This window comes from Fuscovulum ytuae (assembly GCF_029953595.1).
In the GTDB taxonomy this organism is placed as follows: Bacteria; Pseudomonadota; Alphaproteobacteria; order Rhodobacterales; family Rhodobacteraceae; genus Paragemmobacter; species Paragemmobacter ytuae.
Genome location: NZ_CP124535.1, coordinates 588,067 through 611,956 on the forward strand (window position 1 = coordinate 588,067; position 23,890 = coordinate 611,956).

At 61.8% G+C, this 23,890-nt stretch carries 24 protein-coding genes and 1 tRNA gene; 10 read left to right on the top strand and 15 right to left on the bottom strand.

Translation table 11 applies throughout. The features are described 5' to 3' along the window. Positions 1–29: 29 nt before the first annotated feature. From arsJ to QF092_RS02880, 4 genes are all read right to left on the bottom strand, one after another. Entirely contained in the window at positions 30–1,277 is a 1,248-nt protein-coding gene (gene arsJ / locus QF092_RS02865; protein ID WP_281467456.1) for an organoarsenical effux MFS transporter ArsJ, read from the bottom strand. Between the two features lie 80 nt (positions 1,278–1,357). After that, positions 1,358–2,365, bottom strand: coding sequence for an ArsJ-associated glyceraldehyde-3-phosphate dehydrogenase (locus QF092_RS02870; protein WP_281467458.1), 1,008 nt, complete (start codon positions 2,363–2,365; stop codon positions 1,358–1,360). 6 nt (positions 2,366–2,371) lie between these two features. Next, positions 2,372–3,211 (bottom strand): arsenate reductase/protein-tyrosine-phosphatase family protein, encoded by an 840-nt coding sequence (locus QF092_RS02875; RefSeq protein ID WP_281467460.1) that lies wholly within the window; start codon positions 3,209–3,211, stop codon positions 2,372–2,374. A gap of 471 nt (positions 3,212–3,682) precedes the next feature. After that, positions 3,683–4,417 carry a hypothetical protein gene (locus tag QF092_RS02880; protein ID WP_281467461.1) on the bottom strand — a complete coding sequence of 245 codons (735 nt, stop codon included), beginning with the start codon at positions 4,415–4,417 and terminating at the stop codon, positions 3,683–3,685. 183 nt (positions 4,418–4,600) lie between these two features. Here QF092_RS02880 and QF092_RS02885 point away from each other — a divergent pair, with 183 nt between their 5' ends. Next, positions 4,601–5,371 (top strand): ParB/RepB/Spo0J family partition protein, encoded by a 771-nt coding sequence (locus QF092_RS02885; protein ID WP_281467464.1) that lies wholly within the window; start codon positions 4,601–4,603, stop codon positions 5,369–5,371. A gap of 695 nt (positions 5,372–6,066) precedes the next feature. Beyond that, a complete protein-coding gene (locus QF092_RS02890; protein WP_281467466.1) occupies positions 6,067–6,624 on the top strand; it encodes a recombinase family protein in 558 nt (185 codons plus the stop codon). 156 nt (positions 6,625–6,780) lie between these two features. Here QF092_RS02890 and QF092_RS02895 read toward each other — a convergent pair whose 3' ends face one another. From QF092_RS02895 to QF092_RS02905, 3 genes are all read right to left on the bottom strand, one after another. Next, positions 6,781–8,226: a tyrosine-type recombinase/integrase gene (locus QF092_RS02895; RefSeq protein WP_281467468.1), complete on the bottom strand. Its 1,446-nt coding sequence runs from the start codon at positions 8,224–8,226 to the stop codon at positions 6,781–6,783. An 86-nt stretch (positions 8,227–8,312) separates the two neighbouring features. Next, positions 8,313–8,387, bottom strand: a tRNA-Asn gene (locus QF092_RS02900). Between the two features lie 70 nt (positions 8,388–8,457). Continuing rightward, positions 8,458–9,426: an MBL fold metallo-hydrolase gene (locus QF092_RS02905; RefSeq protein ID WP_420026490.1), complete on the bottom strand. Its 969-nt coding sequence runs from the start codon at positions 9,424–9,426 to the stop codon at positions 8,458–8,460. Between QF092_RS02905 and QF092_RS02910 the strand changes: the two genes are divergently transcribed. Continuing rightward, complete coding sequence (locus QF092_RS02910) at positions 9,425–10,741, top strand: ATP-binding protein (RefSeq protein ID WP_281467472.1); 1,317 nt, start codon at positions 9,425–9,427, stop codon at positions 10,739–10,741. The genes QF092_RS02905 and QF092_RS02910 overlap by 2 nt on opposite strands. Positions 10,742–10,807: 66 nt before the next feature. On the opposite strand, the gene QF092_RS02915 is transcribed toward QF092_RS02910, so the two are convergent. The 4 genes from QF092_RS02915 to QF092_RS02930 all read right to left on the bottom strand — a co-directional run bounded on the left by QF092_RS02915 (position 10,808) and on the right by QF092_RS02930 (position 14,903). Continuing rightward, positions 10,808–11,269 carry a CAP domain-containing protein gene (locus QF092_RS02915; protein ID WP_281467473.1) on the bottom strand — a complete coding sequence of 154 codons (462 nt, stop codon included), beginning with the start codon at positions 11,267–11,269 and terminating at the stop codon, positions 10,808–10,810. An 81-nt stretch (positions 11,270–11,350) separates the two neighbouring features. Next, positions 11,351–12,010, bottom strand: a complete 660-nt coding sequence (locus QF092_RS02920; protein WP_281467475.1) for an ATP-binding cassette domain-containing protein — start codon at positions 12,008–12,010, stop codon at positions 11,351–11,353. Further along, positions 12,007–13,629 carry an ABC transporter permease gene (locus tag QF092_RS02925; RefSeq protein WP_281469728.1) on the bottom strand — a complete coding sequence of 541 codons (1,623 nt, stop codon included), beginning with the start codon at positions 13,627–13,629 and terminating at the stop codon, positions 12,007–12,009. Before QF092_RS02925 ends, QF092_RS02920 begins: the two co-directional genes overlap by 4 nt. A 62-nt stretch (positions 13,630–13,691) precedes the next feature. Next, complete coding sequence (locus tag QF092_RS02930; protein ID WP_281467477.1) at positions 13,692–14,903, bottom strand: ABC transporter substrate-binding protein; 1,212 nt, start codon at positions 14,901–14,903, stop codon at positions 13,692–13,694. 105 nt (positions 14,904–15,008) lie between these two features. Between QF092_RS02930 and QF092_RS02935 the strand changes: the two genes are divergently transcribed. Beyond that, a complete protein-coding gene (locus tag QF092_RS02935; RefSeq protein WP_281467479.1) occupies positions 15,009–15,617 on the top strand; it encodes a CDP-alcohol phosphatidyltransferase family protein in 609 nt (202 codons plus the stop codon). A gap of 97 nt (positions 15,618–15,714) precedes the next feature. Here QF092_RS02935 and QF092_RS02940 read toward each other — a convergent pair whose 3' ends face one another. Then, on the bottom strand, positions 15,715–16,896 hold the full coding sequence (locus tag QF092_RS02940; RefSeq protein ID WP_281467481.1) for an FAD-binding domain-containing protein: 1,182 nt from the start codon (positions 16,894–16,896) through the stop codon (positions 15,715–15,717). Positions 16,897–17,149: 253 nt separating this feature from the next. Between QF092_RS02940 and QF092_RS02945 the strand changes: the two genes are divergently transcribed. Together QF092_RS02945 and clpX are read left to right on the top strand one after the other, a co-directional pair. Beyond that, positions 17,150–17,782: an ATP-dependent Clp protease proteolytic subunit gene (locus tag QF092_RS02945; protein WP_281467483.1), complete on the top strand. Its 633-nt coding sequence runs from the start codon at positions 17,150–17,152 to the stop codon at positions 17,780–17,782. A 121-nt stretch (positions 17,783–17,903) separates the two neighbouring features. Further along, positions 17,904–19,172, top strand: coding sequence for an ATP-dependent Clp protease ATP-binding subunit ClpX (gene clpX / locus QF092_RS02950; protein WP_281469731.1), 1,269 nt, complete (start codon positions 17,904–17,906; stop codon positions 19,170–19,172). 93 nt (positions 19,173–19,265) lie between these two features. On the opposite strand, the gene QF092_RS02955 is transcribed toward clpX, so the two are convergent. Further along, positions 19,266–19,985, bottom strand: a complete 720-nt coding sequence (locus tag QF092_RS02955; RefSeq protein WP_281467485.1) for a helix-turn-helix transcriptional regulator — start codon at positions 19,983–19,985, stop codon at positions 19,266–19,268. An 86-nt stretch (positions 19,986–20,071) separates the two neighbouring features. Between QF092_RS02955 and QF092_RS02960 the strand changes: the two genes are divergently transcribed. The 4 genes from QF092_RS02960 to QF092_RS02975 all read left to right on the top strand — a co-directional run bounded on the left by QF092_RS02960 (position 20,072) and on the right by QF092_RS02975 (position 21,907). Beyond that, a complete protein-coding gene (locus QF092_RS02960) occupies positions 20,072–20,467 on the top strand; it encodes a RidA family protein (RefSeq protein ID WP_281467487.1) in 396 nt (131 codons plus the stop codon). A 142-nt stretch (positions 20,468–20,609) separates the two neighbouring features. Next, positions 20,610–20,984 carry an NADH:ubiquinone oxidoreductase subunit NDUFA12 gene (locus QF092_RS02965; protein WP_281467489.1) on the top strand — a complete coding sequence of 125 codons (375 nt, stop codon included), beginning with the start codon at positions 20,610–20,612 and terminating at the stop codon, positions 20,982–20,984. A 27-nt stretch (positions 20,985–21,011) separates the two neighbouring features. Then, complete coding sequence (gene mlaD, locus QF092_RS02970) at positions 21,012–21,503, top strand: outer membrane lipid asymmetry maintenance protein MlaD (RefSeq protein ID WP_281467491.1); 492 nt, start codon at positions 21,012–21,014, stop codon at positions 21,501–21,503. Further along, complete coding sequence (locus QF092_RS02975; RefSeq protein ID WP_281467493.1) at positions 21,500–21,907, top strand: DUF2155 domain-containing protein; 408 nt, start codon at positions 21,500–21,502, stop codon at positions 21,905–21,907. Before mlaD ends, QF092_RS02975 begins: the two co-directional genes overlap by 4 nt. Here the strand turns inward: QF092_RS02975 and aat are convergent. Beyond that, positions 21,868–22,500: a leucyl/phenylalanyl-tRNA--protein transferase gene (gene aat / locus QF092_RS02980; RefSeq protein WP_281467494.1), complete on the bottom strand. Its 633-nt coding sequence runs from the start codon at positions 22,498–22,500 to the stop codon at positions 21,868–21,870. The two genes, QF092_RS02975 and aat, sit on opposite strands and share 40 nt — an antisense overlap. A gap of 40 nt (positions 22,501–22,540) precedes the next feature. Then, positions 22,541–23,890 carry an acetyl-CoA carboxylase biotin carboxylase subunit gene (gene accC, locus QF092_RS02985; protein WP_281467496.1) on the bottom strand — a complete coding sequence of 450 codons (1,350 nt, stop codon included), beginning with the start codon at positions 23,888–23,890 and terminating at the stop codon, positions 22,541–22,543.

The following is a 23,890-nucleotide window of genomic DNA, read 5'->3' on the forward strand; positions in this document are numbered from 1 at the left end:
AGTGGGACGAAGATCGCTTTGCCCCAATCCTATACGGTGGCAAGGCGGCGCGCGGAGAGCCAGCTTGCCAAGGCCATCAGTCCCGCAGTGGTCAGGCAAAGCGGCAGGCCCCCGATCTGATAGCTCAGCCCCGACAACAACGTCCCAATCAGCCGCCCAGCCGCATTGGCCATGTAGTAAAAGCCCACATCCCGCGTGATCCGTTCTGCCGTCCCATAGGCGAGGATGAGATAGGAATGGACAGAGGAATTGATCGCGAAAACAAATCCGAAGAGCAAAAGTCCACCGATCAGCAGCGCTGTGAGCCATGGGGCAGGAGCCGCGGCCGCCCAAGCCGCTGCTGCAAGAATAAAGGGGATCGGCACCAGCAGACCCGCCCAAAAGATCGCCTTGCGGGTTGTTTCCGCCTCGGACTGATTGCGGCTTCCCAGCAAACGCGGCGCAGCGGCCTGGACGGCACCATAAGCGATGATCCAGAGGGCAAGGAAACCGCCGATCAGGAAAAAGGCCTCTCGCCGTCCTTCGCCCGTGCCGTCGGAGAGAACGGCCTGAAAATAGACCGGGATACCCACGACGAACCACACATCGCGCGCGCCGAAAAGGAAAAGGCGGGCAAGGCTAAGCCGGTTCACCCGCGCGTCTCGTGAACGCCAGCCGGACCAGCCATCTTCGCCCTTCATCCGGCCGGGAAGGCCTTTTGGTAGGAACAGGAGGACCGCGATCAGGATGGCTGTCAGAACGCCTGCCATCCCCCAAACCGCCGCTTGAAATCCTGCAAAGGCCAGAAGAGCCGCGCCAAGGAAGAAGCCTAGGCCCTTGACCGCATTCTTTGATCCCGTCAGCGCGGCGACCCAGCGGAACAGGCCTCCGTCCTCCTTTGGGGCAAGAAGTTTGACGGCGGACTTCGAGGACATCTTCGCCAGATCTTTGGCCACGCCAGAAACGCCCTGAACGGCCATGACGAAGGCGACAGAGGCTGGAATGGACCATCCAGGATCGAGTTGGGCCAGCGCAACCAGCGCACCGATCTGCAAGGCAAGGCCGCTATAAAGCGTGGCCGCCAGGCCAAAGCGCGCGGCCAGCCACCCGGCGGCGAGGTTGGTGACCATCCCTGCCACCTCATAAAGCAGAAAGAGCCAAGCAAGTTGCAACGGCGTGAAACCGAGGCTGTTGAAATGGAGAAGCACCAGCATCCGCAAGGCCCCGTCCGACAGCATGAAGGCCCAATAGGCTGCGGTTACGGCGGCATAGGCGCGGATCGGATTCGGAACGGTCATCGTTGCGGCCTTTGGCTGCGGCTGGACCGGGGGCGCTTCGGCGCCCGGACCCCCCGAGGATATTTGAAGACAGAGAATGATCAGAGCTGTGCGGCCACCATGCGGGCGATATCCGCCAAGCGGCAGGCATAGCCCCATTCATTGTCATACCAGGCATAGACCTTCACCTGCGTACCGTTGATCACCATTGTGGAAGGCGCGTCGACGATCGCGGAGCGTGGGTCGTTGGTGAAGTCGCAAGACACGAGGGGGCGCGTCTCATAGCCGAGAATGCCTTTGAGTGGCCCCTCGGCAGCTGTGGCGAAGAGGGTGTTCACCTCTTCCACCGTGGTTTCGCGCGCGACCTCGAACACGCAATCTGTGAGGGAGGCATTCAGAAGGGGCACGCGGACGGCATGGCCGTTCAGGCGCCCTTTCAGTTCTGGATAAATCAGGGTGATGGCTGTTGCCGATCCGGTCGTCGTCGGGATCAGGTTCATCAGGGCCGAGCGTGCGCGGCGCATGTCCTTGGCCGGGCGGTCGACGATGGTTTGGGTGTTCGTGACGTCATGGATCGTGGTGATGGACCCATGACGGATACCGATATTTTCATGGATCACCTTGACCACCGGGGCGAGGCAGTTCGTGGTGCAAGAGGCCGCCGTCACAAGGTTTTGCGAGCCGTCGTAAAGGTGATGGTTCACCCCATAGACAAGATTGAGCGCGCCGCCATCCTTGACCGGGGCCGAGACCACGACCGTCTTTACCCCTGCCGCATAGTAGGGGGCCACCTTGGCCGCAGTCTTGAAAACGCCGGTGCAATCAATGACCAAGTCGATACCCATCTGCGCGAGGGGAAGCGCCTCGATGGTCTTTTCGTGGGTCAGGCGTATCGCTTGACCATTCAACACAAGCGCGTCTTCGCCTGCGGTGACCGGCGTTCGCCAGCGACCATGGACGCTGTCGAATTCCAAAAGGAGCGCGTGCTGTGCGGCGTCGGCCATCGGGTCGTTCAACAGCACGACGTCACCTGTCAGACCTTCATCGATCAAGTTGCGCAAGACGAGTTTTCCGATGCGGCCAAGGCCGTTCAGGGCAATGCGGGGCATGATGGATCAGGCTTTCGCTTCGGCGTCGCTGCCGATGGCATCGACTCTGGATTGGAGGGACAGGCGGCTGAGGCTTTCGACGGGCAGTTCAACGAAGGCCACGATCCGCCGGCGCAGGGCGGCATAGGTCTGGGCAAAGACCAGTGCCCGGGCGGCGTCGGTTCCCGTAGCCTTGACGGGGTCGGGAAGGCCCCAATGGCCGGTGATCGGCTGGCCATGCCAAGGGGGGCATTCTTCAGCTGCGGCTGTGTCGCAGACGGTGAAAACGAAGTCCATCTGCGGCGACCCGGTTTGTTGGAATTCCGAGATGTGCTTGGATCGCAGCCCATCGACAGAATGGCCATTGCGGCGCAGTACCTCGATCGCAACGGGATTCAAGGTGGTGTTGGGGCGCGTCCCTGCGGAATAGGCGTTGAACCGACCCCGGCCCAGATCGCGCAGCAAGGCCTCGGCAAAGACTGAGCGGGCCGAATTGCCAGAACAGATGAAGAGGACGGCGAAGGGCGCCTGACGCATAGTGGGCTCCTGGAATGTTGGGAGGAGGGGAGAGAGCAGGTCCGGTCGACCCCGTCCGACATCAAGCGCGATATAGCCGATCAGCTGTTCGGCAAAATCGAGATCGACGGAGTAGATCAGGGATCGTCCATCGCGCACCACGCGGATCAGCTGGCAGGCCAAAAGGTCGGCCAAGTGGTGGGACAGCGTGTTCTGCTTGATTTGCAGGGCCTCTGCGATTTCGGTCGGGCGCACGCCTTTCGGGGCAAAGCGCATCAGAAGGCGGAACACTGCCAATCGGCCAGTGTGGCCGAGTGCGGCAAAGGCGATGGCGGCTTGGACATTTTCCATATTTCCAGATTATTGGAAATATCCTGGCGCCTCAAATGAAGGTTTCATGACAATTATGGTGCGCGGCAACCTTTCCCCGGCCTGGCCCGTCTTGTTGTCGTGCACTGCTGTTGGGTTTTAAGGGTGAGCTTGTGCAAGAAGTTCGTATGCACGCGCCTTCGGAGGGCTACTTACTGGCCTAAGCGTTCCGGCACGCTGCCAGAGGCGGTGACCAGATGGCCAAAAGCACCCAAGCCTTGGGTGCTTTGTTTAAAATCAAGGGCTTAGGGGATCTTGGCTCCGGCGGTAGGCGACTAGGGGTCGAAGTATCCTGCAGCCTGTTCGGATTTACCTTTGATTATCAAGCGTTTGCTGGGGTGCGTGGTAAGCAGTCTAGTTGCGGTGTGTGTCTGGTGGGTTGCGATTGTGTGCCTAGCATGAAGGAAACGGCGAGACATGCCAAATGCCATTCGCACGGGGCAAGGACGATGGTTATGCTACGGGGCGGCTCTCAAGCCATAGCTCATCGTAGGCAGCGGCTTTCAGCTTTGCGAGTTCCACGTCTGCACGAGTAACCGACGCGGGCGACTTCTTCGCTATGTCTTTCAGGGACTGCGACACGAGCCAAGCATCGTTCCCGTCAACAATGATCAACCGATCATGAAGACGCCCTGATGGCGCAAGCCTTGTCTCGACGTCTGGTGTTGTTCGGTCCTTAGTTCCATTCCACTTATTGGATGCGGCGACCAAGGCAGGCAGAAGCGGTGGCTGTCGTGCGGTTAAAAGGCGGATGGACTGACTTGCCACCATGTGCGGCACGAGGTCCAAGAACACACTCGCATCCATGTAGGGGTCGACGATGAAGAGGGATTTGCACTCACGCTGAACAATCTGAACGAGTGCGGCGTAGCCGTTCCAAGTGTCGCCTGCACGAATGAACGCCCCCTGAAGCTCGGCGGGAACAAGTAGTTCAAGGTGGCTGAGTGCGTCAAACAACGGCTGCATGAGCGAGTTGCGGTCGTGTCGGATGGTGCCGAGGTTCTCCCTAGCTACACGAAACGACACGACTTGGTTGACCTGCCCGAAAGCAGACAGCAATGCGTCCGCCCTGCCAAGCCACCTAGCTTCGGTTTCGCCGAGCCGTTCGCCAGAAGGGAGGGCTGGTGCGTCACGCACCAAGCCTTGGAGCATCAGCAGTAGTTGTTCAGGTGGAAGGCTGCTCATCATTTCCGGACACTGGCTTGGATGGTGGACGCAAGTCAATTAGCTGGGTGGGTAGTGGTGTTGGGGGCCACCATTAGAAGAGCGGGATGAACGCTGAAGCCCCTAGCGTGAGCTGCGGCTTGCCTATGCAAGCCTTGGTGGGTGCAGGTGCATACCCTGCTGACATCCAAAAACATCGGTAACCATATGACAAACAAAAAGAATGACGGGCTTCCACGCCCAGCGCCGCGTATGGTGCGAATTGACCGTGTTCTGACGGACGAAGACACGTTTCAGCCCCGAGGCGGAGGGCTGAACGAAGCGCATGTAGCCGCTCTGCAGGATGTATTGCGGCAGGGTGGCCAGCTAGACCCTCTGTGCCTATGGGAAGACCCTGCCACGGGCGCTCTGACCGTCGCTGATGGGCATCATCGGCTTGAGGCATACCTTCGGCACGGTAAGGCCAAGAACATCCCTGCAAGCATCTACCGCTGCGACAGGAGAACCGCGCTCCTAATCCCCATACAGGACAACGCCAAGGCTCGGCTTCCGCTGCAATACAATGACCGTGCCAACTGGGCATGGAAGCTGACTGTCGAAGGGGCGCAGTCCAAGGCCACGGTGGTTGCATCCTGTGGGGTCAGCGACGGCACAGTCGCACACATGCGGCGGGTATGGAGGGAGCTGCAGGCAAAGGGTGAGGATGCCCCCAAGACATGGTGGGAGGCGCAGAAGCTGAACAAGAGTGAAGAGGATCGGGAATGGTCTGATCAAGAGCGTGACGAGTGGCGGCAAGGGCTGGTGCAGAAGGCGCATCGCAGCTTCGGGGCAGAGCTGGCGGACCTCATGAAGCGATCACCAGAGGCAGCGGCGGAGCTGCTGGACCTTTGTGGTGGGCGGCAACTGGAAAGCGTGATGGACCACCTCGGTTACGTTCTGGCGGATGAGGAAAGTGAGGAAGGCGACTGTCCCTTCTGACTGCGGTTCACCCGAGGATGTTTTTGGGGCAAATTTGCGAGTGGCTTGCCAATAGTTGCGGTTCGCGATTTCTCCCCCGTGGCAGTCAAGCATTCGCGGAGACGAACCTAGGCTACCAGCGGCACGATCCATAGTTCTGAGAAGGTGAAAGGACGCTGCCAGCGATAATCGTGTGGCGACTATGAACAGCTGCCCCGCCGTCTGTGACGGTTGTTGTTTGGATGGCTCCAGATGCGAGTCTTTCTACGAATGTCGTTGCGCTTTCACCGCGAAGAACGGCGACTGCAGCCACACCATTGTTCCCACGAAGGAAAGCCTCGCCACTAACGGTGTCAACGACGAAGGTCATTTCGAAGTCTTGCTTTGCTATGCCTTCGTCAGTCGCCCTCATCGGGAAACTGCATGTGAACTCAAGGGTTTCAGCCGAAACGGAAGTCGAAGTAACGGTTAGAAGCAAGCAGGCCGACCAAGCAATTCGCATGTTTTGCACCTCAACTCTTGGGGGCGTCCATCGCCTCTTTGTGGACCTTTGCGATCCACGCTTCAACCCGCCGAAATCCTTGGTGGCGGAGTGACACATTAGAGTATACCCTAGCGCATCACCGCGATGTGACACTTTTTGTGTCCCATTAGGGTTGACTTCGATATTTCAGGACAGTATCCGATCAGGGTCTAGAGCCAAAAAGGACACCTCGATGAGATACGGTTACGCCCGCGTCAGCACCGACGATCAAGACCTTACCCTTCAGCGGGAGAAACTGCTTGCTGCAGGCTGTAACGTGGTCAGAGAAGAGAAGCGCAGCGGCACGAAGCTGACAGGGCGCGACGAACTGAAGACCCTGCTTGAGTTCATGCGTGAGGGTGACACACTGGTCGTAACTCGATTGGATCGGCTGGCACGCTCCCTTGAGGATTTGTCGTCCATAGCTCGACAGCTTCAGGCGAAGGGCGTTTCCCTTATGGCGACTGAGCAACCTGTGGACACCAGCAACGCGGCTGGAAAAGCGTTCTTCCAGATGCTGGGGGTGTTCGCTGAGTTCGAGACCAACCTCCGCAGGGAGCGGCAGATGGAGGGTATAGCCAAGGCCAAAGCCAATGGCGTCTACAAGGGGCGCAAGGCTTCTATCGACCCAGCAGAAGTGCAGCGCCTGCATGATGTCGAGGGGCTGGGAGCCACTGAGATCGCCCGCAAGCTGGGCATCGCTCGGACCTCTGTCTATCGGGTCTTGGAGGGCAAGGCAGCGACGACCTAAGTTCAACTTAGTCCTATCTTCTTCGTTCAGGCGCTGGCCATACCCTTCAAAGTTTGAAGGCTTTTTTCGTCGGGCAGAAGGGGGCGCACAGAGGCCCCCAGAAGGGGGCTTCCGCTTGTTGGGAGGGGCAAAGGGTCGGGCTACAGGAAGGGCGCTCTAGAGGGCTTCTGCTGCGTTCTCCGTTGGCTCTGCGTCCGTCCCTGCCTTCTTCGGGTCGGTCAGACCGAAGGCTTTCAGCATCGCTCTCGTAGTGACCCGGAGCTTCGCGGGTGTTCCACCGTAGACACGATCACCGACGCCCCCAAGTTCATGTCCAAGGATCAGGTTCTGGTCCATGGAAGACACCTCCGCCACCATCAAGCGGTCCTTCATGTTGTGCCGCAGGGAATGGACAACGTGCTTGGGGTTGTTGGTCACGGCACGAAGGTGGCTCATCAACGCGGCAGAGGCTGCGTCTGACCCTCTGGGGCGGCAGTAGGACGGGAACACGAGGTTACCCTTTCGCGTGGTCTTAAGAGCTTCCTTGGCCGCGTCTAGGGCATCTCCTACCAACGGCACGTAGCGACGGGAAGCGGCAGTCTTCAACCTCCGCTGCTCGTGCCATGTGACGCGGATGCTGGGAAACTCACCCGCCACGTCAACATCTTCGACCCTGAGGCCAGTGACTTCCGCAAGGCGGCAGCCTGTTCCTTCCAGTAAGCGCCACACCAAGGCTAGCTCCGCAGTGCAGCGGGTGGTGATCCTAGCCCGCGCACTCTGCAGAACGTCTTCCGGCAGTGGGTCGCGCTCTTCCCACGTGTCTCGCCTGCCCTTGGCCCCTTGTATCTTAAGCCCGCTGAAGGGGTTCTTGAATGTCGCGGGCAGCGGCATTTCCTGTGCAGCGTGGTTGATCACTGCATTGAGCGAGTTGAGGTCGCGGGCAACTGAACTGGGGCTGATCGGCTTTCCATTACCCTTCAGCCGCTGAAGCATGAAGTCTCTCACGGTGCGGGCATCGTCACGCGTCAGCTTCACCAAGACAGGGTCTTTGCCCAGCGCCTCGACCACCAATCCCGCCACCCGCTCTACCTGCTGCTTGAAGCGGTCGCGCAGTTCAGGGGCTTCTGTCTGGTCGCGCTCAGCAAGGTAAAAGCTCATCGCGTCTCGCAGGGTTGCCTTGGGTGGCTTGGCCTCGCCCGCACTTTGGAGGATGCCGATTGTGAAGGCATCCAGCTTGGTGGGGTGGAGCGGGTAGCCAGTCTCGTCATCGCGGGGATAGCGGTCGACTATCTCCTGAGCCAGATGGTCTCTTCCGTCCCAATCCGTGCTGAGCATCCCCATCTCCACTGCCCGCTGATAGGCGAGTTTGTAAAGCTGAAGCTCCGAGAGTTCCCCGCGTTCTGCGGCGGCAGCTTTGTCGGCTGACTGCCTCGCAACCGCTATCTCACGCTCCACCTTGGCGTGAAAGCCGGGATAAGCAGCCAAGGCTTCCCGCTCGGTGTCCCCGAGCTTTCCCTTGAACTCGCGCTTCAGGATTACAGAGGAGAGGTCTTTCGGCACTCGGCGGCGATACTGCCAGCCGCCTGCTTTGGTCTTCTCAACGTAGCGCAAAACTAGCCTCATGTGTGCCTCGTGTGTGCCAAGACGCGCACCGAGATCGACCTCACGTAGCTGTTTTTCTTGATTTTTCTAGGTTTCCCGAAGGAAATTGGCTCCGGCGGTAGGGATCGAACCTACGACCAATTGATTAACAGTCAACTGCTCTACCGCTGAGCTACGCCGGAACACGGGGGCCGTATAGCAAGGGTGCATCTGGGGGACAAGGGGGGAATGGTGGAAAAGTTTTGCATCCTGTCAGGCAAGGTGGAAGAGGTTGTTCGCAGTCAGGGGATGGTCGGTGTGAACGTGACTTTTGCCATGCAGATCAATCAGGTGCGCTAGGACGTTTCGCGTTGCGGCGGGCTTTAGATTGGGGGCGAGATCGGGGTAGAGGCTGTGCGCGATTTGCGCGGCCGTTTGGGGGGCCTGTGCCAGCGCGTCCAGGATTTGTGCCTCGCGCGCGCGACGATGTGTGATCAACTCTTGCACGCGCCGTTGCGGATGGGGGATCGGATCTCCATGGCCGGGCAGGAACTGTTGCCAATCGGGGCGATCGAGGCGGGCGAGGCTGTTCATGTAATCGCCCATGTCGCCATCCGGGGGGGCGACGATGCTCGTGCTCCATCCCATGACATGGTCGCCAGATAGAAGAACCTCACCCAAGCAGAAGCAAAGATGCGTGCCAAGATGGCCAGGCGTGTGAAGGGATGTCACCTCCCAATCCGGGCCGGAAATCCTTTCGCCATCTGCGAGGTTGCGATCGGGCGCGAAAGATGTGTCGAGACCGTCTCCCCCGCCAGTCGGCCTTTGCGCGGCAAGGGCCGCCATGCGCGGGTTACGCCCCTCGTCAGCACGTCCGAAGGCAAGAACGGGTGCCCCCGTTTGGGCCGAGAGCCGGGACGCGAGGGCGGAATGGTCGCGATGGGGGTGGGTGATGAGGATCTGCTCCACAATTTCGCCGGGGTCGAGGGCGGCAAGGATCGCAGCAATATGACCGTCATCGTCAGGCCCGGGGTCCACAACAGCAACCCGGCCGGATCCGATGATATAGGTATTCGTCCCGCGAAAGGTGAGCGGTGATGGATTAGGGGCAAGCAAGCAGCGCAGGCGCGGGACGCGCGGTTGGGGCGATCCTTGTGGCGCAGGCGATAGCGTCAGTTGGGGCGGCAAGGGACAGGCCTCCTCTTCCCTCGGGGCGGGGGGCAGGCTAGGCTTTGGGCCCATGAGCCGCAAGTCATTCCTTCCCCGTGGCCTTTATGGGCGCGCTGCGTTGATCCTGATCGTGCCGATCGTCACGATCCAATTGGTCGTTTCCGTCACCTTCATTCAAAGACATTTCGAAAGGGTTACCGAACAGCTCACCGGTGGGGTGGTTGCCGAGTTGCGGCTGCTTTTGGTGCTGGCCGAGAAAGCAGACAGCGTCGAGGCGGCGCGTCGGCAGTTGGAACAGGCCGCGGGGCCTTTGAAGTTGCAGGTGGCCCTGCCGGCCTTGGATTTGCCGGTGGCAGAGGATCGGACGGAGTGGCTTGATCTGTCTGGTCGGGTGGTGATCCGCACGTTGCGGGATGTCTTTCCAAGGTTGGCCCCGGTCGATCTGGTGGAAGGGGATGGGATGGTGCGTCTGTTTCACCCCACCCGATGGGGGCAGATGGAGGTGACGGTGAACCGCGCGCGGATGTCGGCGACCAATCCGCATCAGCTTTTGGTTCTGATGATCGTGACATCAATCCTTATGACGATCATCGCTTATCTTTTTCTTTCCAATCAGTTGCGCCCCATTGCGCGGCTGTCCTTGGCGGCAGAGGCCTTTGGGAAAGGGCAAGTGATCCCCTATGTCCCGCGGGGCGCGACCGAGGTGCGGGCGGCAGGTCATGCCTTTCTGGACATGCGGGCGCGGATCGAACGGCAGATCGAACAGCGCACGCTTATGCTTTCGGGGGTGAGCCATGACCTGCGCACGCCCTTGACGCGGATGCGTTTGGGGCTGTCTCTTCTGCCGGAGGATGAAGAAACCAAGGCGCTTTTGTCCGATGTGGCCGAGATGGAGCGTTTGGTGGACGAGTTTTTATCCTTTGCCCGAGGGGATGCGACAGAAGCGGTGGAACCGATCGACCCCGAGGCTTTGGCGCGCAGGGTGGTGGAAAATGCCGCACGTCTGGGCAAGCGGGTGGATTTGCGGCTGGAAGGGCGGATGGAGCGGGTGCAATTGCGCCCGCAGGCCATGGCGCGGGCGTTGGAGAACCTTGTTACCAATGCGCTGCGCTATGGCAGCCGGGCCGAGGTGAGCGTCGCGATGGGCGATCGCTGGTTGCGCTTTACGGTGGAGGATGACGGGCCGGGCATTCCGGCGGCACGGCGGGGCGAGGCGGTGCAGCCATTCAGTCGGCTGGATGCGGCGCGCGATCCGAACCGGGGCGGCGGCGTTGGCCTTGGTCTTTCCATCGCCTCGGATATTGCGCGCAGCCATGGCGGCGAATTGCGGTTGGGCGAAAGCGCCACACTGGGCGGGTTGAAGGCAGAACTGCTGGTCGCGCGCTAATGGCGGCTGTGGTTTCTGGGAGTTTAGCCTGCGAGAGCATGAAGATAGGCAGCGATCTTCATGTCTTTATCGGCCAAGTTTCAACACCCAGTGCAGATCGCCATCGGCACCAATCGCAACGCCCAACCCCGCATCCGTGGCGCGGCGCATCAGGATGTTGCGGCGATGGCCGGGGCTGTTCATCCAGCCTTTGGTGACCGATTGCGGGGTGGGATAGCCCTGCGCCACGTTTTCGGCAATCTCGCGGTAGTCATATCCGGCGCGGGTGGCGCGGTCGGCCAGATCGCTGCCGTCGCTGCCATCATGGCCCATCCGATTGCGGGTTGCGCTGTCACAGGCGTGGGATTGCGCAGCCATTTGCAGGCGCGGCTCTTGGCGCAGAGGGCCGAGTCCCTTGGCCTGCCGTTCGGCATTGATCGCGGTCAGGCCTGTCTGGATCAGGGTTTGAGCATCCTGTGGCAGGCGGCAGGCGGCGGCTGGGTTCGCGATTGTGAAGGCAAGGGCTAGGAGAAAAAGAAACCTGAACATGGCAGCACCTTAACGTGATCAAACTGCATCAAGGATAGGTCGGAATAGACAGGGCGGCGAGCCCTTTCACCGCGGTACCTTTCAGAGCGGCAAGCGCACGCCGAGGGGGGAAAGGACGGGGCCGGCAGCGGCGCGCGCATCTTCGGCATCATGGGTGACAAGAAGGGTGGGAATGCCTGCCGCACGCGCGCGATCGAAGGTGAAGTTGCGGATCTGCGCGCGAAGTTCGGCATCAAGCCGTGAGAAAGGTTCATCCAACAGAAGGGCCTTTGGCTCGGCAAGCAGGGTGCGAAGTAGGGCCACGCGGGCCTTCTGGCCGCCCGAGAGGGTGCCGGGATCGCGGTCAGCAAGCCCTTCCAGACCTGCAGAGGCAAGGGCCGCCTCAATCCGCTTGCGCCTTTCGCGGCGTCCAGAGACATTCGCGGGCAGCCCGAAGGCAAGGTTGCCGCCCACGGAAAAATGGGGAAAGAGGACGGGATCTTGAAACATCAACCCGACCCCGCGAAGGCGGGTCGGAGCGTCAGAGATATCCTTTCCATTCAAGATGATGCGGCCCGTTCTATCGAAGGCAGGTGAAAGGGTTCCGGTTACTGCGGCAAGGGCTGTGGATTTTCCGGCACCCGATGGACCCATGATCGTGACAACCTCGCCGGCGCCGATGCTAAGCGAGAGGCGGACGAGCGTCCGGCCATTGATCGCGATGGAGAGGTCATCAAGAAGCAGACCCTGATCGCCCGTCATTCCAAACCTCGCATCAAAAGGCGGTCGCGCCATAGGGCCATGGGCAGGGTAAGGGCGGCAAAGAAGGCCAGCGCGGGCAATAGCAGTTGCAATACGGCATAGGCCCCGATCAGGCGGCGGTTGCCCCCGGATGACAGGGCAACGGCCTCGGTCGTTAGGGTTTCGATGCGACCGCCGCCGATCATCAAGGTTGGAAGGTATTGGCCGATCGATACGGCCATGCCAACGGCTGCCGCCGTTGCCAATGGCCCGGACAGCATTGGCAGGCGAAGGCGCCAGAAGATGCGCGCATCGCTTGCGCCTAGGGTGGCACCTGCGGTGGCGATCCGCGCGTCCCAAGCCCGGAAGGGGCCAGACAGCGAGAGAAAGACATAAGGCAGCACGAAAACCAAGTGGATTGCAGCTACTGCCCCAAGGGAGCCGTCAAGCCCCAAGGGCAGGGCCAGCATTTGCAGGCCGGGAAGAAAGGCGATCTGCGGCACCAGAAGGGGCAGGTAAAGCAAGATCGTCGCGCGCGAGGTGGGGGCAAGATGCAGCGTCGCCTCGGCCTGTAGGCAGCCGAGGCAGAGGGCAAGTGCGACCAGCGTCGCCGTTACCGCAATCAAGAGTGTGGCCGCAGACGTTTCGGCAAGGGCGGGTGCTGCACTGGCCCAGGTGCGGAAGGTGAAGCTTTCGGGCAGGGCGTCGGGAAACTGCCAAAGGCCTGCGAAGGACCAAAGCGCAAGCCCCGCCAGACCAAACATCAACATCGCGGTGACCACTGCGGCGGCACCTCGTGCCAAAAGGGCTGCGGGCGCATCAAGATGCGGCAGGCGTGGGGCCGACTGGGCGGTATGGACGAGCAGGCGTTTGAGTAGAATTTCCATGACACGCCATATTGTTATGGCAAGAAGCGCAAGTGTCAGTTGAAGCAGGGCCCCGGCTGCGGCCGTGTCGCGCATGGCAAGGCTCGCCTCGCCCATCCATAGGGTGATCTGCGTGGCAAGCGTGGGCGGCAAGGTCGGCCCAAGGATCATGGCCATGTCGACAGTCGTCACGCCATAGGCCAGAACGGCATAGGTCGGCAGCCGTAATTGGCGGTAGAGATCGGGCAGAAGGGTGAAAATAAAGGCGCTGATCCGCCCATAACCCAGCGTCGCAGCGGTGGTCAGGCGGCGGTCTGCGTCGATATGGGGCAGCGCCGTCAGGGACATCAGAAGAAGGAACGGCAATTCCTTCGCCACAAGGCCTAGGGTCAGGGCAAGGCCCCAAGGATCGTTCAAGATGAGCAGATCAGGCGGGGTCTGCCAGCCTGTTAGTTCCGGTGAAAGGAGGCGCGCGATCCAGCCTGACGGCGCGATCAGGAAGGCAAGGCCCAGCGCTGCCGCCGCATGGGGCACGGAAAGCAGCGGGGCCAAGCCGCGCCGGATACGGGAGAAGGTTGGGGTGCCGGCAAAGGCGGCAAGGATGAGAATGGTCAGGATCAAGGCAAGGCCTGTCGAGGCAAGCCCGGTTCCCACTGACAGGGCTACCGCTTTGGAAAGGCCTTGCCATTCCAACAACTTGGATACCCCTGCTGCGCCGTTGGAAAAGGCCGGTATGACGGTTCCCGCAAGCCCCGCCATGATCGGCAGGACCATCAGGCCCAGCGTCAGAGGCGGCACGAGGCGCAAGATACCGCCTCTTTGCCGCGGGCTTTCCGTCACTGGGCAACCCCGTAGCGACTGGACCAATCCTGTGCGATCCGGGTCATCCAACTGGCATGGGGTTCCAGTAGGACGGGGCCAAGATCGGCTGGCGAAAGGGTCGCAACGCCAAGTTCAAGCGCATCAAACCGCGCCCGATCTTCGGGGGTAAGTGATTGAAGATCAAGGACAGTCTGGAAGCCAAGAACGGCAGGGTCTTGCGCGCGGGCCTGAACTTCGGGGTCGAGGATGAGGTTCGCGATGACGATCGCGCCTGCACGATGGGCGGCGTTGAAAGGGATTGCCACGAAAGAGGCATTGCCGATCGTGCCGCCGTCCAGAACGAAGGTGCGGATGGTGTCGGGCAGGTTGCCCGCCGCGATTTCGGCGCTGGCGCGGCCCGGGTTGAAGGCAAAGGAAATGTCGATCTCGCCATCCGCCAGAAGCTGACCCAAGGCCGGTTCGTTTTGCGGAAAGGCCTTGGCCGCGCGCCAGAGGGCGGGATGAAGACGGTCGAGATAGGCCCAGAGAGGGGCGACCAGTGCCTCATACGAGGCGTCATCGATTGGGGATTGCAGGACCGAAGGGTCCGGCATGACGCCATAAAGAACCTGTTTGAGAAAGGTCGTGCCTAGATAATCAGGTGGCTGAGGATAGGTGAACCGTCCAGGGTTCGACATTGCCCATTGCAGAATAGAATCAATGCTTTGCGGCGGTTCTTTCAGGCGTTCCGTATCATATTCAAAGACCAGTTGCGCCATGGCCCACGGGCTTTCGAAGCCATCGGTCGGCAGGGTGAAGTCTGTGACCGTTGCCGGTTTGCCCAGGACATCGACCAAGGGCCAGTTGGGCAGCGTATCGGTAAAGGGACCGTAAAGAAGGCCCTGCGATTTCATTGCGGCGAAGTTTTCGCCATTGATCCAGATAAGGTCGACCGCGCCGCCTTCGGTTTGCCCGGCCTGCTGTTCGGCCAGAACGCGGGCGACGGCATCGGAGGTGGCGGCGAGTTTGACATGTTCGAGGGTGACCCCATACCGTTCCTCTGCCTTTTCCCCGATCCAGGTTATGAAATCGTTGATCTTGGGATCGCCGCCCCATGCATGCCAATAGACAGTTTGACCTTTGGCTTCAGAAAGGATGCTATCCCATTCTGCAGCAAGTGCTTTTGTCGAAAAACCCGCGAAGGCGGGCAGGGTGGCGAGAAGGCGAAGGGCGGTCCGGCGATGCATGGTCTCTCCCGTTGCGGCGCTTGTTTTGCACCTGTCCACTGGGATAGCTAGCGCTTGGGGCGGCTGGCAACAGTCTTCTGGTCAGGCATACGGAAAGGTGAATGGATGCTGGACGGCTGGATGCGCGGGGTGATTGATCCGGGGCTGAACCATGTCGGGAAAATCCTTGCGCAACGAGGGGTTACGGCGGATGGCGTGACGCTGGCGGGGCTGTCGCTTGGGCTTTTGGCGGCGCTGGTGCTGGCCTTGGGTGGGCCGGGATGGGCGGCAGCGTTGCCGCTGATGGCCAGCCGGGTGGCGGATGGGCTGGACGGTGCAGTGGCGCGGGCGCGTGGGAAGACGGATTTCGGCGGATACTTGGATATCGTCTGCGATTTTGTTTTTTATGCAGCGATTCCAATGGCTTTTGTGCTGCGTGATCCATCTTCCAACGGCGTGGCGGGGGCCTTTCTGCTGGCTACGTTCTATATCAATGGCAGCACCTTCCTTGGCTATGCCGTCTTGGCCGAAAAGCGCGGGATGGAGACGCGGTCGCGGGGGGAGAAGTCGCTTTATTTCACCGCGGGTCTATTGGAAGGCACGGAAACCATTGCCTTTTTCCTGATCCTTTGCCTTGTCCCATGGGCCTTTGCCCCCTTGGCATGGGCCTTTGGCACCCTTTGCCTTGTGACCGCGTTAAGCCGTGTGCTTTTGGCGCGGCGCAGCTTTCACTGACTGTGCCCTGTTTTGTGCCGGATTTTGTGCAGCAAACTGTGGGCACGCAGCGCGCGGTTGGGTGAGGGCGCGTTAAGGTTAACGCGCGGCCACGGGCCTAGCCCATCACCGCCTCGCGGAAGCGAAAGAAGCCATGCGTCGCATGCGGCCATGCCTGCGCGTCATGGTCACGGATCAGCCGCGCCAGATGGATGCCGCGATCGTCGAGCAGCGGGGCCAGCCGTTGCAGGGCGGCAGCGGTGGGGCCGATGGGGGCATAGGGCGTGACCAATTGCCTTGTGCCTTGCGCGGCGAGGTGGTCGGCCAGCGCAACGAGCGACTCGTCGGTAAAGCGAGGGGCATCGGGCAGGCCGTGGAGACGGGCGGTGTCGGTGACGGCGTCATCGACGAAGGCGTGAACCAGCGGGTTGACGGCAAGGCCGGACCGGCGGGCGGTGGTGAGCAGGAAAAGAAGCGGCGTGCCCTCAGGCAGATGGGGAAAGCCGTCGCCTGCCAGATCCTCTTCATGCAGCAGGAGTGCGGTTGGCAAGCCGGGCGATGGAACCTCCCCCTCAGGCGCGGGGCGTGGCGCAGGGTGGGGCGACATGCGCAAAGGGGCGCAGTCGCGGGCGAGGCCGGTGGGGCGGAAACGTCCACCCGTATTCTTGGCGATATTGTCAGGCGTCGCGGCATAGGTCTTGCCGGGTGTGTGCAGCCCCCCGACCCAGCGCCATGACAGGGTGTTTGAGGCAGGGTCGCCATCAATCAGGTGGCGAAGAAAGAAATCCGCCCCCAATTCCCAAGGCAGGCGCAGGGTGAATATCCAGATGGAAGCGAACCACATCCGCGCGTGATTGTGCAGATAGCCCGTGGCGGCGAGTTCCTGCGCCCAATGGTCGAACCCGTCGATGCCCGTCTCGCCCTTGCAGGCGGCCTCCCATTGCTGGCGCAGGCCTGCTTCGACTTGCAGCCGGTTCATCGCCTCGGCCAGACCTTGCCTGTAGGCCGACCAGATGCCGGGCCTAAGCTCCAGCCAGCCTTTCCAATAGGTGCGCCACCACAACTCGGCCAGAAACTTTTCCGCTCCGTTGGGATGGGCGCGCAGCGTGGCGTCGATGGCCTCGGCCTCGGTCAGCAGGCGGTGCCGGATATAGGGGGCAAGGCCAGAGACATGGGGATGTCCTGGCAAATCCTCGTTCCGGCGGGCGGCATAGGTCATCCCGGCGCGGGGCAGGAAGGCGGCTAGGCGCGCGGTGGCTGCGGCGCGGGTGGCGGGCAGGGGGATGGGGAGCGGTGTCATGGGCGCGAAGCTAGGTGCCCGGCTCGGCCCTGCAAGGGATGCGACATATGGTCATTTTCTGCCTTCACATATCCTCGGGGGGGAAGTGCAATGTGACGAGGGGGGGCAGACAGCCCCCCCCCGCAACGGTGGCCACGGGCGCACGACCTGTGGGCCTTTCGACCACCTGCCCTTGCAGCCCCCCGGTGAGGCAACTAAGACTCCATCAAGATACTGTCGTTATGACCCATGTACGAGAAAGAGGCAGCCTGCCATGCGCGATCCGGTCGAGCACTACATGAACACCCTTGTCCCGATGGTTGTTGAACAGACCAGCCGGGGCGAACGGGCCTATGACATCTTCTCGCGCATGTTGAAGGAGCGGATCATTTTCCTCTCTGGCCCCGTGCATGACGGGATGTCGAGCCTGATCTGCGCGCAGCTTCTGTTCCTTGAGGCGGAGAACCCGTCGAAGGAGATTAGCATGTATATCAACAGCCCCGGCGGCGTCGTGACATCCGGTTTGTCGATCTATGACACTATGCAATACATCAAGCCGAAGGTTTCCACCCTTGTGATCGGGCAGGCAGCGTCGATGGGGTCGCTTCTTCTGACGGCGGGGGAAAAGGGGATGCGCTTCAGCCTGCCCAATTCCCGTGTCATGGTGCATCAGCCGTCGGGTGGCTATCAGGGGCAGGCGACGGATATCATGATCCATGCGCGCGAGACCGAAAAGCTGAAGCGGCGGCTGAACGAGATCTATGTGAAGCATACCGGCAATGATTACGACACGGTCGAGGCTGCGCTGGAGCGGGACAATTTCATGTCCGCCGAAGATGCAAAGGCCTGGGGCCTGATTGACGAGATCGTGGAAAGCCGCGGCAAGGCCGACGATCCGGCGAAGTGAGGACGCATCCCCGGCTGGCCCGTTCGGCCGGGGGTTTTTTGGCATTGTGGGGGCGCGGGCCTTGGCCTAGACTTTCACGCAAGTCCGGTCGCAGGGCCGGGACGTGGCAGAGGACGACCTGATGGCGAACAACTCCGGCAGCGACAGCAAGAACACGCTTTACTGTTCCTTCTGTGGCAAAAGCCAGCACGAGGTGCGCAAGCTGATTGCGGGGCCGACGGTTTTCATCTGCGACGAATGCGTCGAGCTGTGCATGGACATCATCCGCGAGGAGACGAAGACCTCGGGTCTGAAATCCTCGGAAGGGGTGCCGACGCCGCGCGAGATCTGCAAGGTGCTGGACGATTATGTGATCGGCCAGATCCATGCCAAGCGCGTGCTGTCGGTGGCGGTGCATAACCATTACAAGCGGCTGAACAATTCGTCGAAGACGGATATTGAGCTGTCGAAGTCGAACATCCTGCTCATTGGCCCCACGGGCTGCGGCAAGACGCTGCTGGCGCAGACCTTGGCGCGGATTTTGGATGTGCCCTTTACCATGGCAGATGCCACGACGCTGACCGAAGCGGGCTATGTCGGCGAGGATGTGGAGAACATCATCCTGAAGCTGTTGCAGGCCAGCGAATATAACGTGGAGCGCGCGCAGCGCGGGATCGTCTATATCGACGAGGTCGACAAGATCACCCGCAAGTCGGACAATCCGTCGATCACCCGCGACGTTTCGGGCGAGGGCGTGCAGCAGGCGCTTTTGAAGATCATGGAAGGCACGGTTGCAAGCGTGCCGCCGCAGGGCGGGCGCAAACATCCGCAGCAGGAATTCCTGCAGGTGGATACGACCAATATCCTGTTCATCTGCGGCGGTGCCTTTGCGGGGCTGGAAAAGATCATCGCGCAGCGCAACAAAGGCAGCGCCATCGGCTTTGGCGCGGATGTGAAGGACCCGGATGCGCGCGGCGCGGGCGAATTGTTCCGCGAGTTGGAGCCGGAGGATCTGCTGAAATTCGGTCTGATCCCGGAATTCGTGGGCCGTCTTCCTGTGATCGCGACGCTGAACGATCTGGATGAGGCTGCGCTGGTCACCATCCTGACGGAACCGAAGAACGCGCTGGTCAAGCAATACCAACGCCTGTTCGAGATCGAAGGGGTGAAGCTGACCTTCACGCCGGATGCCCTGTCGGCCATCGCCAAGCGGGCGATCAAGCGCAAGACGGGCGCGCGGGGTCTGCGGTCGATCATGGAGGATATCCTTCTGGACACCATGTTCGAATTGCCGGGTATGGATGGTGTGGCCGAGGTCGTGGTGAACGAAGAGGCGGTGAATGCCGCCGAAGCAAAGCCGATGCTTGTCTATACCGACGCGAAGAAGAAGGAACCCGCCACGGCGGGGTGACCGGAGGCGCGTCACCGATGGTTTCGGGCAAGCGCCCGCCGACCGATGGGTTGGCGGGCGCTTTCCTTTCCGGGGTCGCGGGCAGGCGCGCGGTCAGCGCGGGAGATCGGTGAAGGGGCAGACGTCCTGTTCAAAGGGCACGTGGCGGCGGCGGAAGGTCGTCCCTTCGATGGCCTCGGGCGCGCGGATGCGGTCCATCCGGAACTGCCGGAAGTCCCCGCGCGCCGGGTCCCAGGCCACCAGATACCAGAGCGGGGGCAGGATCAGCATCGCCTGCGGCTCCACCTCGCGCTGAGAGGGCCGTCCCTTGGCATCGCGGTAGCCAAAGCGCAGGAGGTGGCGCTGCAGGAAGGCCGTCTCGAAGGCCGAAAGCAGGGCAGGGTCCATCCGCCCCATATCGGACAGGTCCTGCTGGGGCGAAAGCTGCCCGAAATGCAGGCAATCGAGAAAGGCGCGCAGATCGCGGACCTTGTCGGGGGGCAGTGCCCTTTCGATCTTGGCCAGTCCTGCATCGGCGAGATCGGAAAAGGGCAATTGCCCGGCCGCGCGCATGGCGGCGACGCTGATCAGAAGGGCAAAGACTTCGGACACGGAGAGGCGCGGCAGGGTCTGCACCGACCTTGGGTCAAGCTGCAGGCCACCCCCGCGCCCGACATCAGCATGGATCACATAGCCTTCATCGCGCAGGGTGCTGAGATCGCGCAGAACGGTGCGGCGCGATGCCCCCACTTCCTGCGCGAGGGCGGCCACGGTGGTGGTGCCGCTGCGGCGCAGGCAACGCACGAGGGCTTCCTGTCGGCTTCGGATGTTCATGTGCCCAGTCTAGCATGAATGGTGCCAAATTCTGGCACTGATTTATGCGAGACGATTCATGCGAAACAGCAAAGGAGAAGATCGCGATGAAACGTGTTGCCGTGAACCCGTGGGGATGGTCGGTAAAGCTGGGATACAATCAGGCGGAGGTGTTCGAGGGCGCGAGCCGGCAGGTGATCTGCGCCGGACAGACGGCGGTGGATGCCGAGGGCCGTCCGCAGCATGCAGGCGATATGCGCGCCCAGATTGATCTTGCGTTGGACAATCTGGAGGCGGTGCTGGCGGGGGCGGGGATGACGCTGGCCGATGTGACGCGGCTGGGCGTCTTTGCCACGGATGTGGACGCTGCGCTGAAGAACTTTGACCTGATGGGCAAGCGGTTCGGGCCGCATCAGGTGGCGCCCCCGATGACGCTCTTGGGTGTGACGCGGCTGGCCGTGCCGGGGCTGATGTTCGAGATCGAAGCGACGGCGGCGGCCTGAGGCGTGCTGGCGGGGCGGGGCCGGATCGGCCCTTGCCCCGCCTTCACGGCATGGTCACTTTCCGCCGGGCGCGGCGGCTTGGCGCTGGACCTTTGGGCCGGGTTCGGCCATATGGAACGCAAAGGGTTCCCGGAGGGTTACGATGGATTTCCTCAAGCGGCTTGTCACATGGTGGAACGGCCAGACGCTGGGCACGCAGCTTTACACCTCGCGCAAGGGGGTGAAGGTGGGCGAGGATGATCAGGGCAACGTCTATTATGAGACGCGCGACGGCAAGCGGCGCTGGGTGATCTATAATGGCGAGGCTGAGGCAAGCCGGGTGTCCCCCGATTGGCATGGCTGGCTGCATCACACTTGGGATGAGCCGCCGACCAAGGCGCCCTTGAAGCACAAGGCATGGGAAAAGCCGCATCAGGAGAACCTGACCGGCACGGCGGCGGCCTATGCGCCGCCCGGTTCGATCCGCCGCCCCGAACCGGTGGCACGGCGCGATTACGAGGCATGGCAGCCCGAGTGATGGGCCTTTCAGGAACGGGGCGGGGCGATGGCTGAGAATCGGGCCGAGGTTCTGGCCGGGGCGGCGGTTCTGGCCGCTGCGATCGGCTTTCTGATCTATGCAGGGCGCGAGACGGGCGTTTCTGGCCCATCGGGCAGCTATGAGTTGACGGCCTCTTTCCGATCGGTCGAAGGGGTGCGGGTAGGCACCGATGTGCGGCTGGCTGGCGTGAAGGTCGGTACAGTGACGGCGCTGGAACTGAACCCGCAGACCTTTTTCGCCGATGCGGTGCTGAGCGTGCAGGAGAATGTCGCTTTGCCCGATGACTCGGCCGCGCTGATTTCGTCCGAAGGCCTGCTGGGCGGGAATTTCGTGGAACTGGTGCCGGGCGGGTCGCTGGACAACCTGACGCCGGGTGCCGAGATCGAGGATACGCAGGGGGCGGTTTCGGTCATCTCGCTTATGATGAAGTTCGCAGGTGGTGGGTCGGGAAGTGGCGACTCGGCTGCGGATGGGGCGGGGGCTGAGGCGGTCGAATGATCCGGCCCGGCCTGATCGTGCTGGCGCTGATGGCGGGGCAGCCAGCCCTGGCCCAAGACTTTGCCGAAAGCCAGGCGGGCATTCTGCGCTGGCTGGACAAGCTTACGGGTGAGACGGCGGATATCGAGCTTTTGCGCGGGCAAGAGGCCGTGTCGGGGCGGCTGACGATCCGGCTGGATGCCTGTCGCTATCCGGCGGACAACCCCACCTCGGACGCACAGGCGCATCTGACGATTCTGGATGCGGGGGTAGCGCAGCCGGTTTTCGAAGGCTGGATGGTGGCGTCTTCGCCTGCGCTCTCGGCGCTGGATCATCCGCGCTATGATGTCTGGGTGTTGCGCTGTGTGACGCCGGAACCCGCCCCTCAGGCCGAGGAGACGACGTCGGAGGGCGCGGGCGAATAGCCCGGCGGGTGGAAGCGCGCGGTCGATTGAAGCGCGGCGGCAAGGCGGCGGTGATAGTCGGCGCGGGTGATTTCGATGCCGCCAAGGCTGCGCAGATGCGGCGTCAGAAATTGCGTATCGAACAGGGTGAAGCCGCCTGCTCGCAGGCGATGCACGGCATAGGCCAGCGCGAGTTTTGACGCGTCTGTGCGGCGCGAGAACATGCTTTCTCCGAAAAAGGCGGTGCCAAGCGTCACGCCATAGACGCCGCCTATGAGGGTGTCATCCTCCCATACTTCTATCGAATGGGCGTGGCCGCGATGGTGGAGCGCCATGTAGAGCGAGAAGATCGTGTCGTTGATCCAAGTCTCATCCCGGTCGGCGCAGGAGTCGACCGTGGCGGCGAAGGCGGTGTCGGCGGTCACGCGCCACGGCGCGGTGAGGATGCGTCGGCGGAGCGAGCGGGAGATATGGAAGCCATCAAGTGGCAGGACGCCCCGGCGGCGCGGATCGACCCAATGGATTTCCGGATCGTCACGCCGTTCGGCCATCGGAAAGATACCCGCCGCATAGGCGCGCAGCAGGATATCGGGCGTGATGGCGTTTGTGGTCATGGGATGGGCGCGGGATGGGCAATAGTGCCCATCCTACTTGTCATTCCGCGAATTGCGCGGCCAGCCATTTTTCCAGCCAGTGAATATTGTATTCCCCGTTCTGGATATCGGGTTCGGCAAGCAGCATGTGGAAAAGCGGCACCGAGGTATCGATCCCGTCGATGATCAATTCCCCCAGCGCGCGTTTCAGACGTGCCAGCGCCTCGGGCCGGTCGCGGCCATGCACGATCAGCTTGCCGATCAGGCTGTCGTAATAGGGCGGGATGGAATAGCCGCCATAAAGCGCCGAATCCATCCGCACGCCAAGCCCGCCGGGCGCGTGGAACACGCGCACCTTGCCGGGGCAGGGGGCGAAGTTCGGCAGTTTCTCGGCGTTGATCCGCACCTCGATCGCGTGGCCGTTGATTTCGAGGTCTTCCTGCCCGAAGGACATCGGAAGGCCCGCCGCGACGCGGATTTGTTCGCGCACGAGATCGACGCCAAAGATTGCCTCGGTCACCGGATGTTCCACCTGAAGGCGGGTGTTCATTTCGATGAAGTAGAAGCGGCCATCTTCATAGAGAAATTCGATGGTGCCCGCGCCGATGTAGTTGATCTTGGCGACGGCATTGGCGCAGATCGCGCCAATCTCGGCGCGCATGGCGGGGGTGATGGCGGGGCCCGGCGCCTCTTCGAACACTTTCTGGTGGCGGCGCTGGAGCGAGCAGTCGCGTTCGCCCAGATGCACCGCCTTACCCTTACCATCGCCGAAGACTTGAATTTCGATGTGGCGGGGCTTTTGGAGGTATTTTTCGATATAGACTTCGTCATTGCCGAAGGCGGCCTTGGCCTCGGATCTTGCGGTGCGGAAGGCGACCTCAAGCTCGGCCGCGTTCTTGGCGACCTTCATGCCGCGCCCGCCGCCGCCGGCGGTGGCCTTGATGATGACGGGATAGCCGATCTGTTCGGCCACGGTCTGGGCGGTTTCGAAATCCGGCACGCCGCCGTCAGAGCCGGGGACGACGGGGATGCCCAGCTCCTTGGCGGTTTCCTTGGCGGTGATCTTGTCGCCCATGATGCGGATATGTTCCGCGGACGGGCCGATGAAGGTGATGCCGTGATCTTCCAGCGCCTGCGCGAAGGCCGCGTTTTCCGAGAGGAACCCGTAGCCGGGATGGACAGCCTGCGCCCCCGTAATCTCACAGGCCGAGATGATGGCGGCCTTGTTCAGGTAGGATTGCCCAGAGGAGGCGGGGCCGATGCAGACGCTTTCATCGGCCATGCGGACATGCATCGCATCGGCATCGGCGGTGGAATGGACCGCGACCGATTTGATCCCCATTTCGCGGGCGGCCCGGATCACGCGCAGCGCAATCTCGCCCCGGTTGGCGATCAGGATCTTTTCGAACAT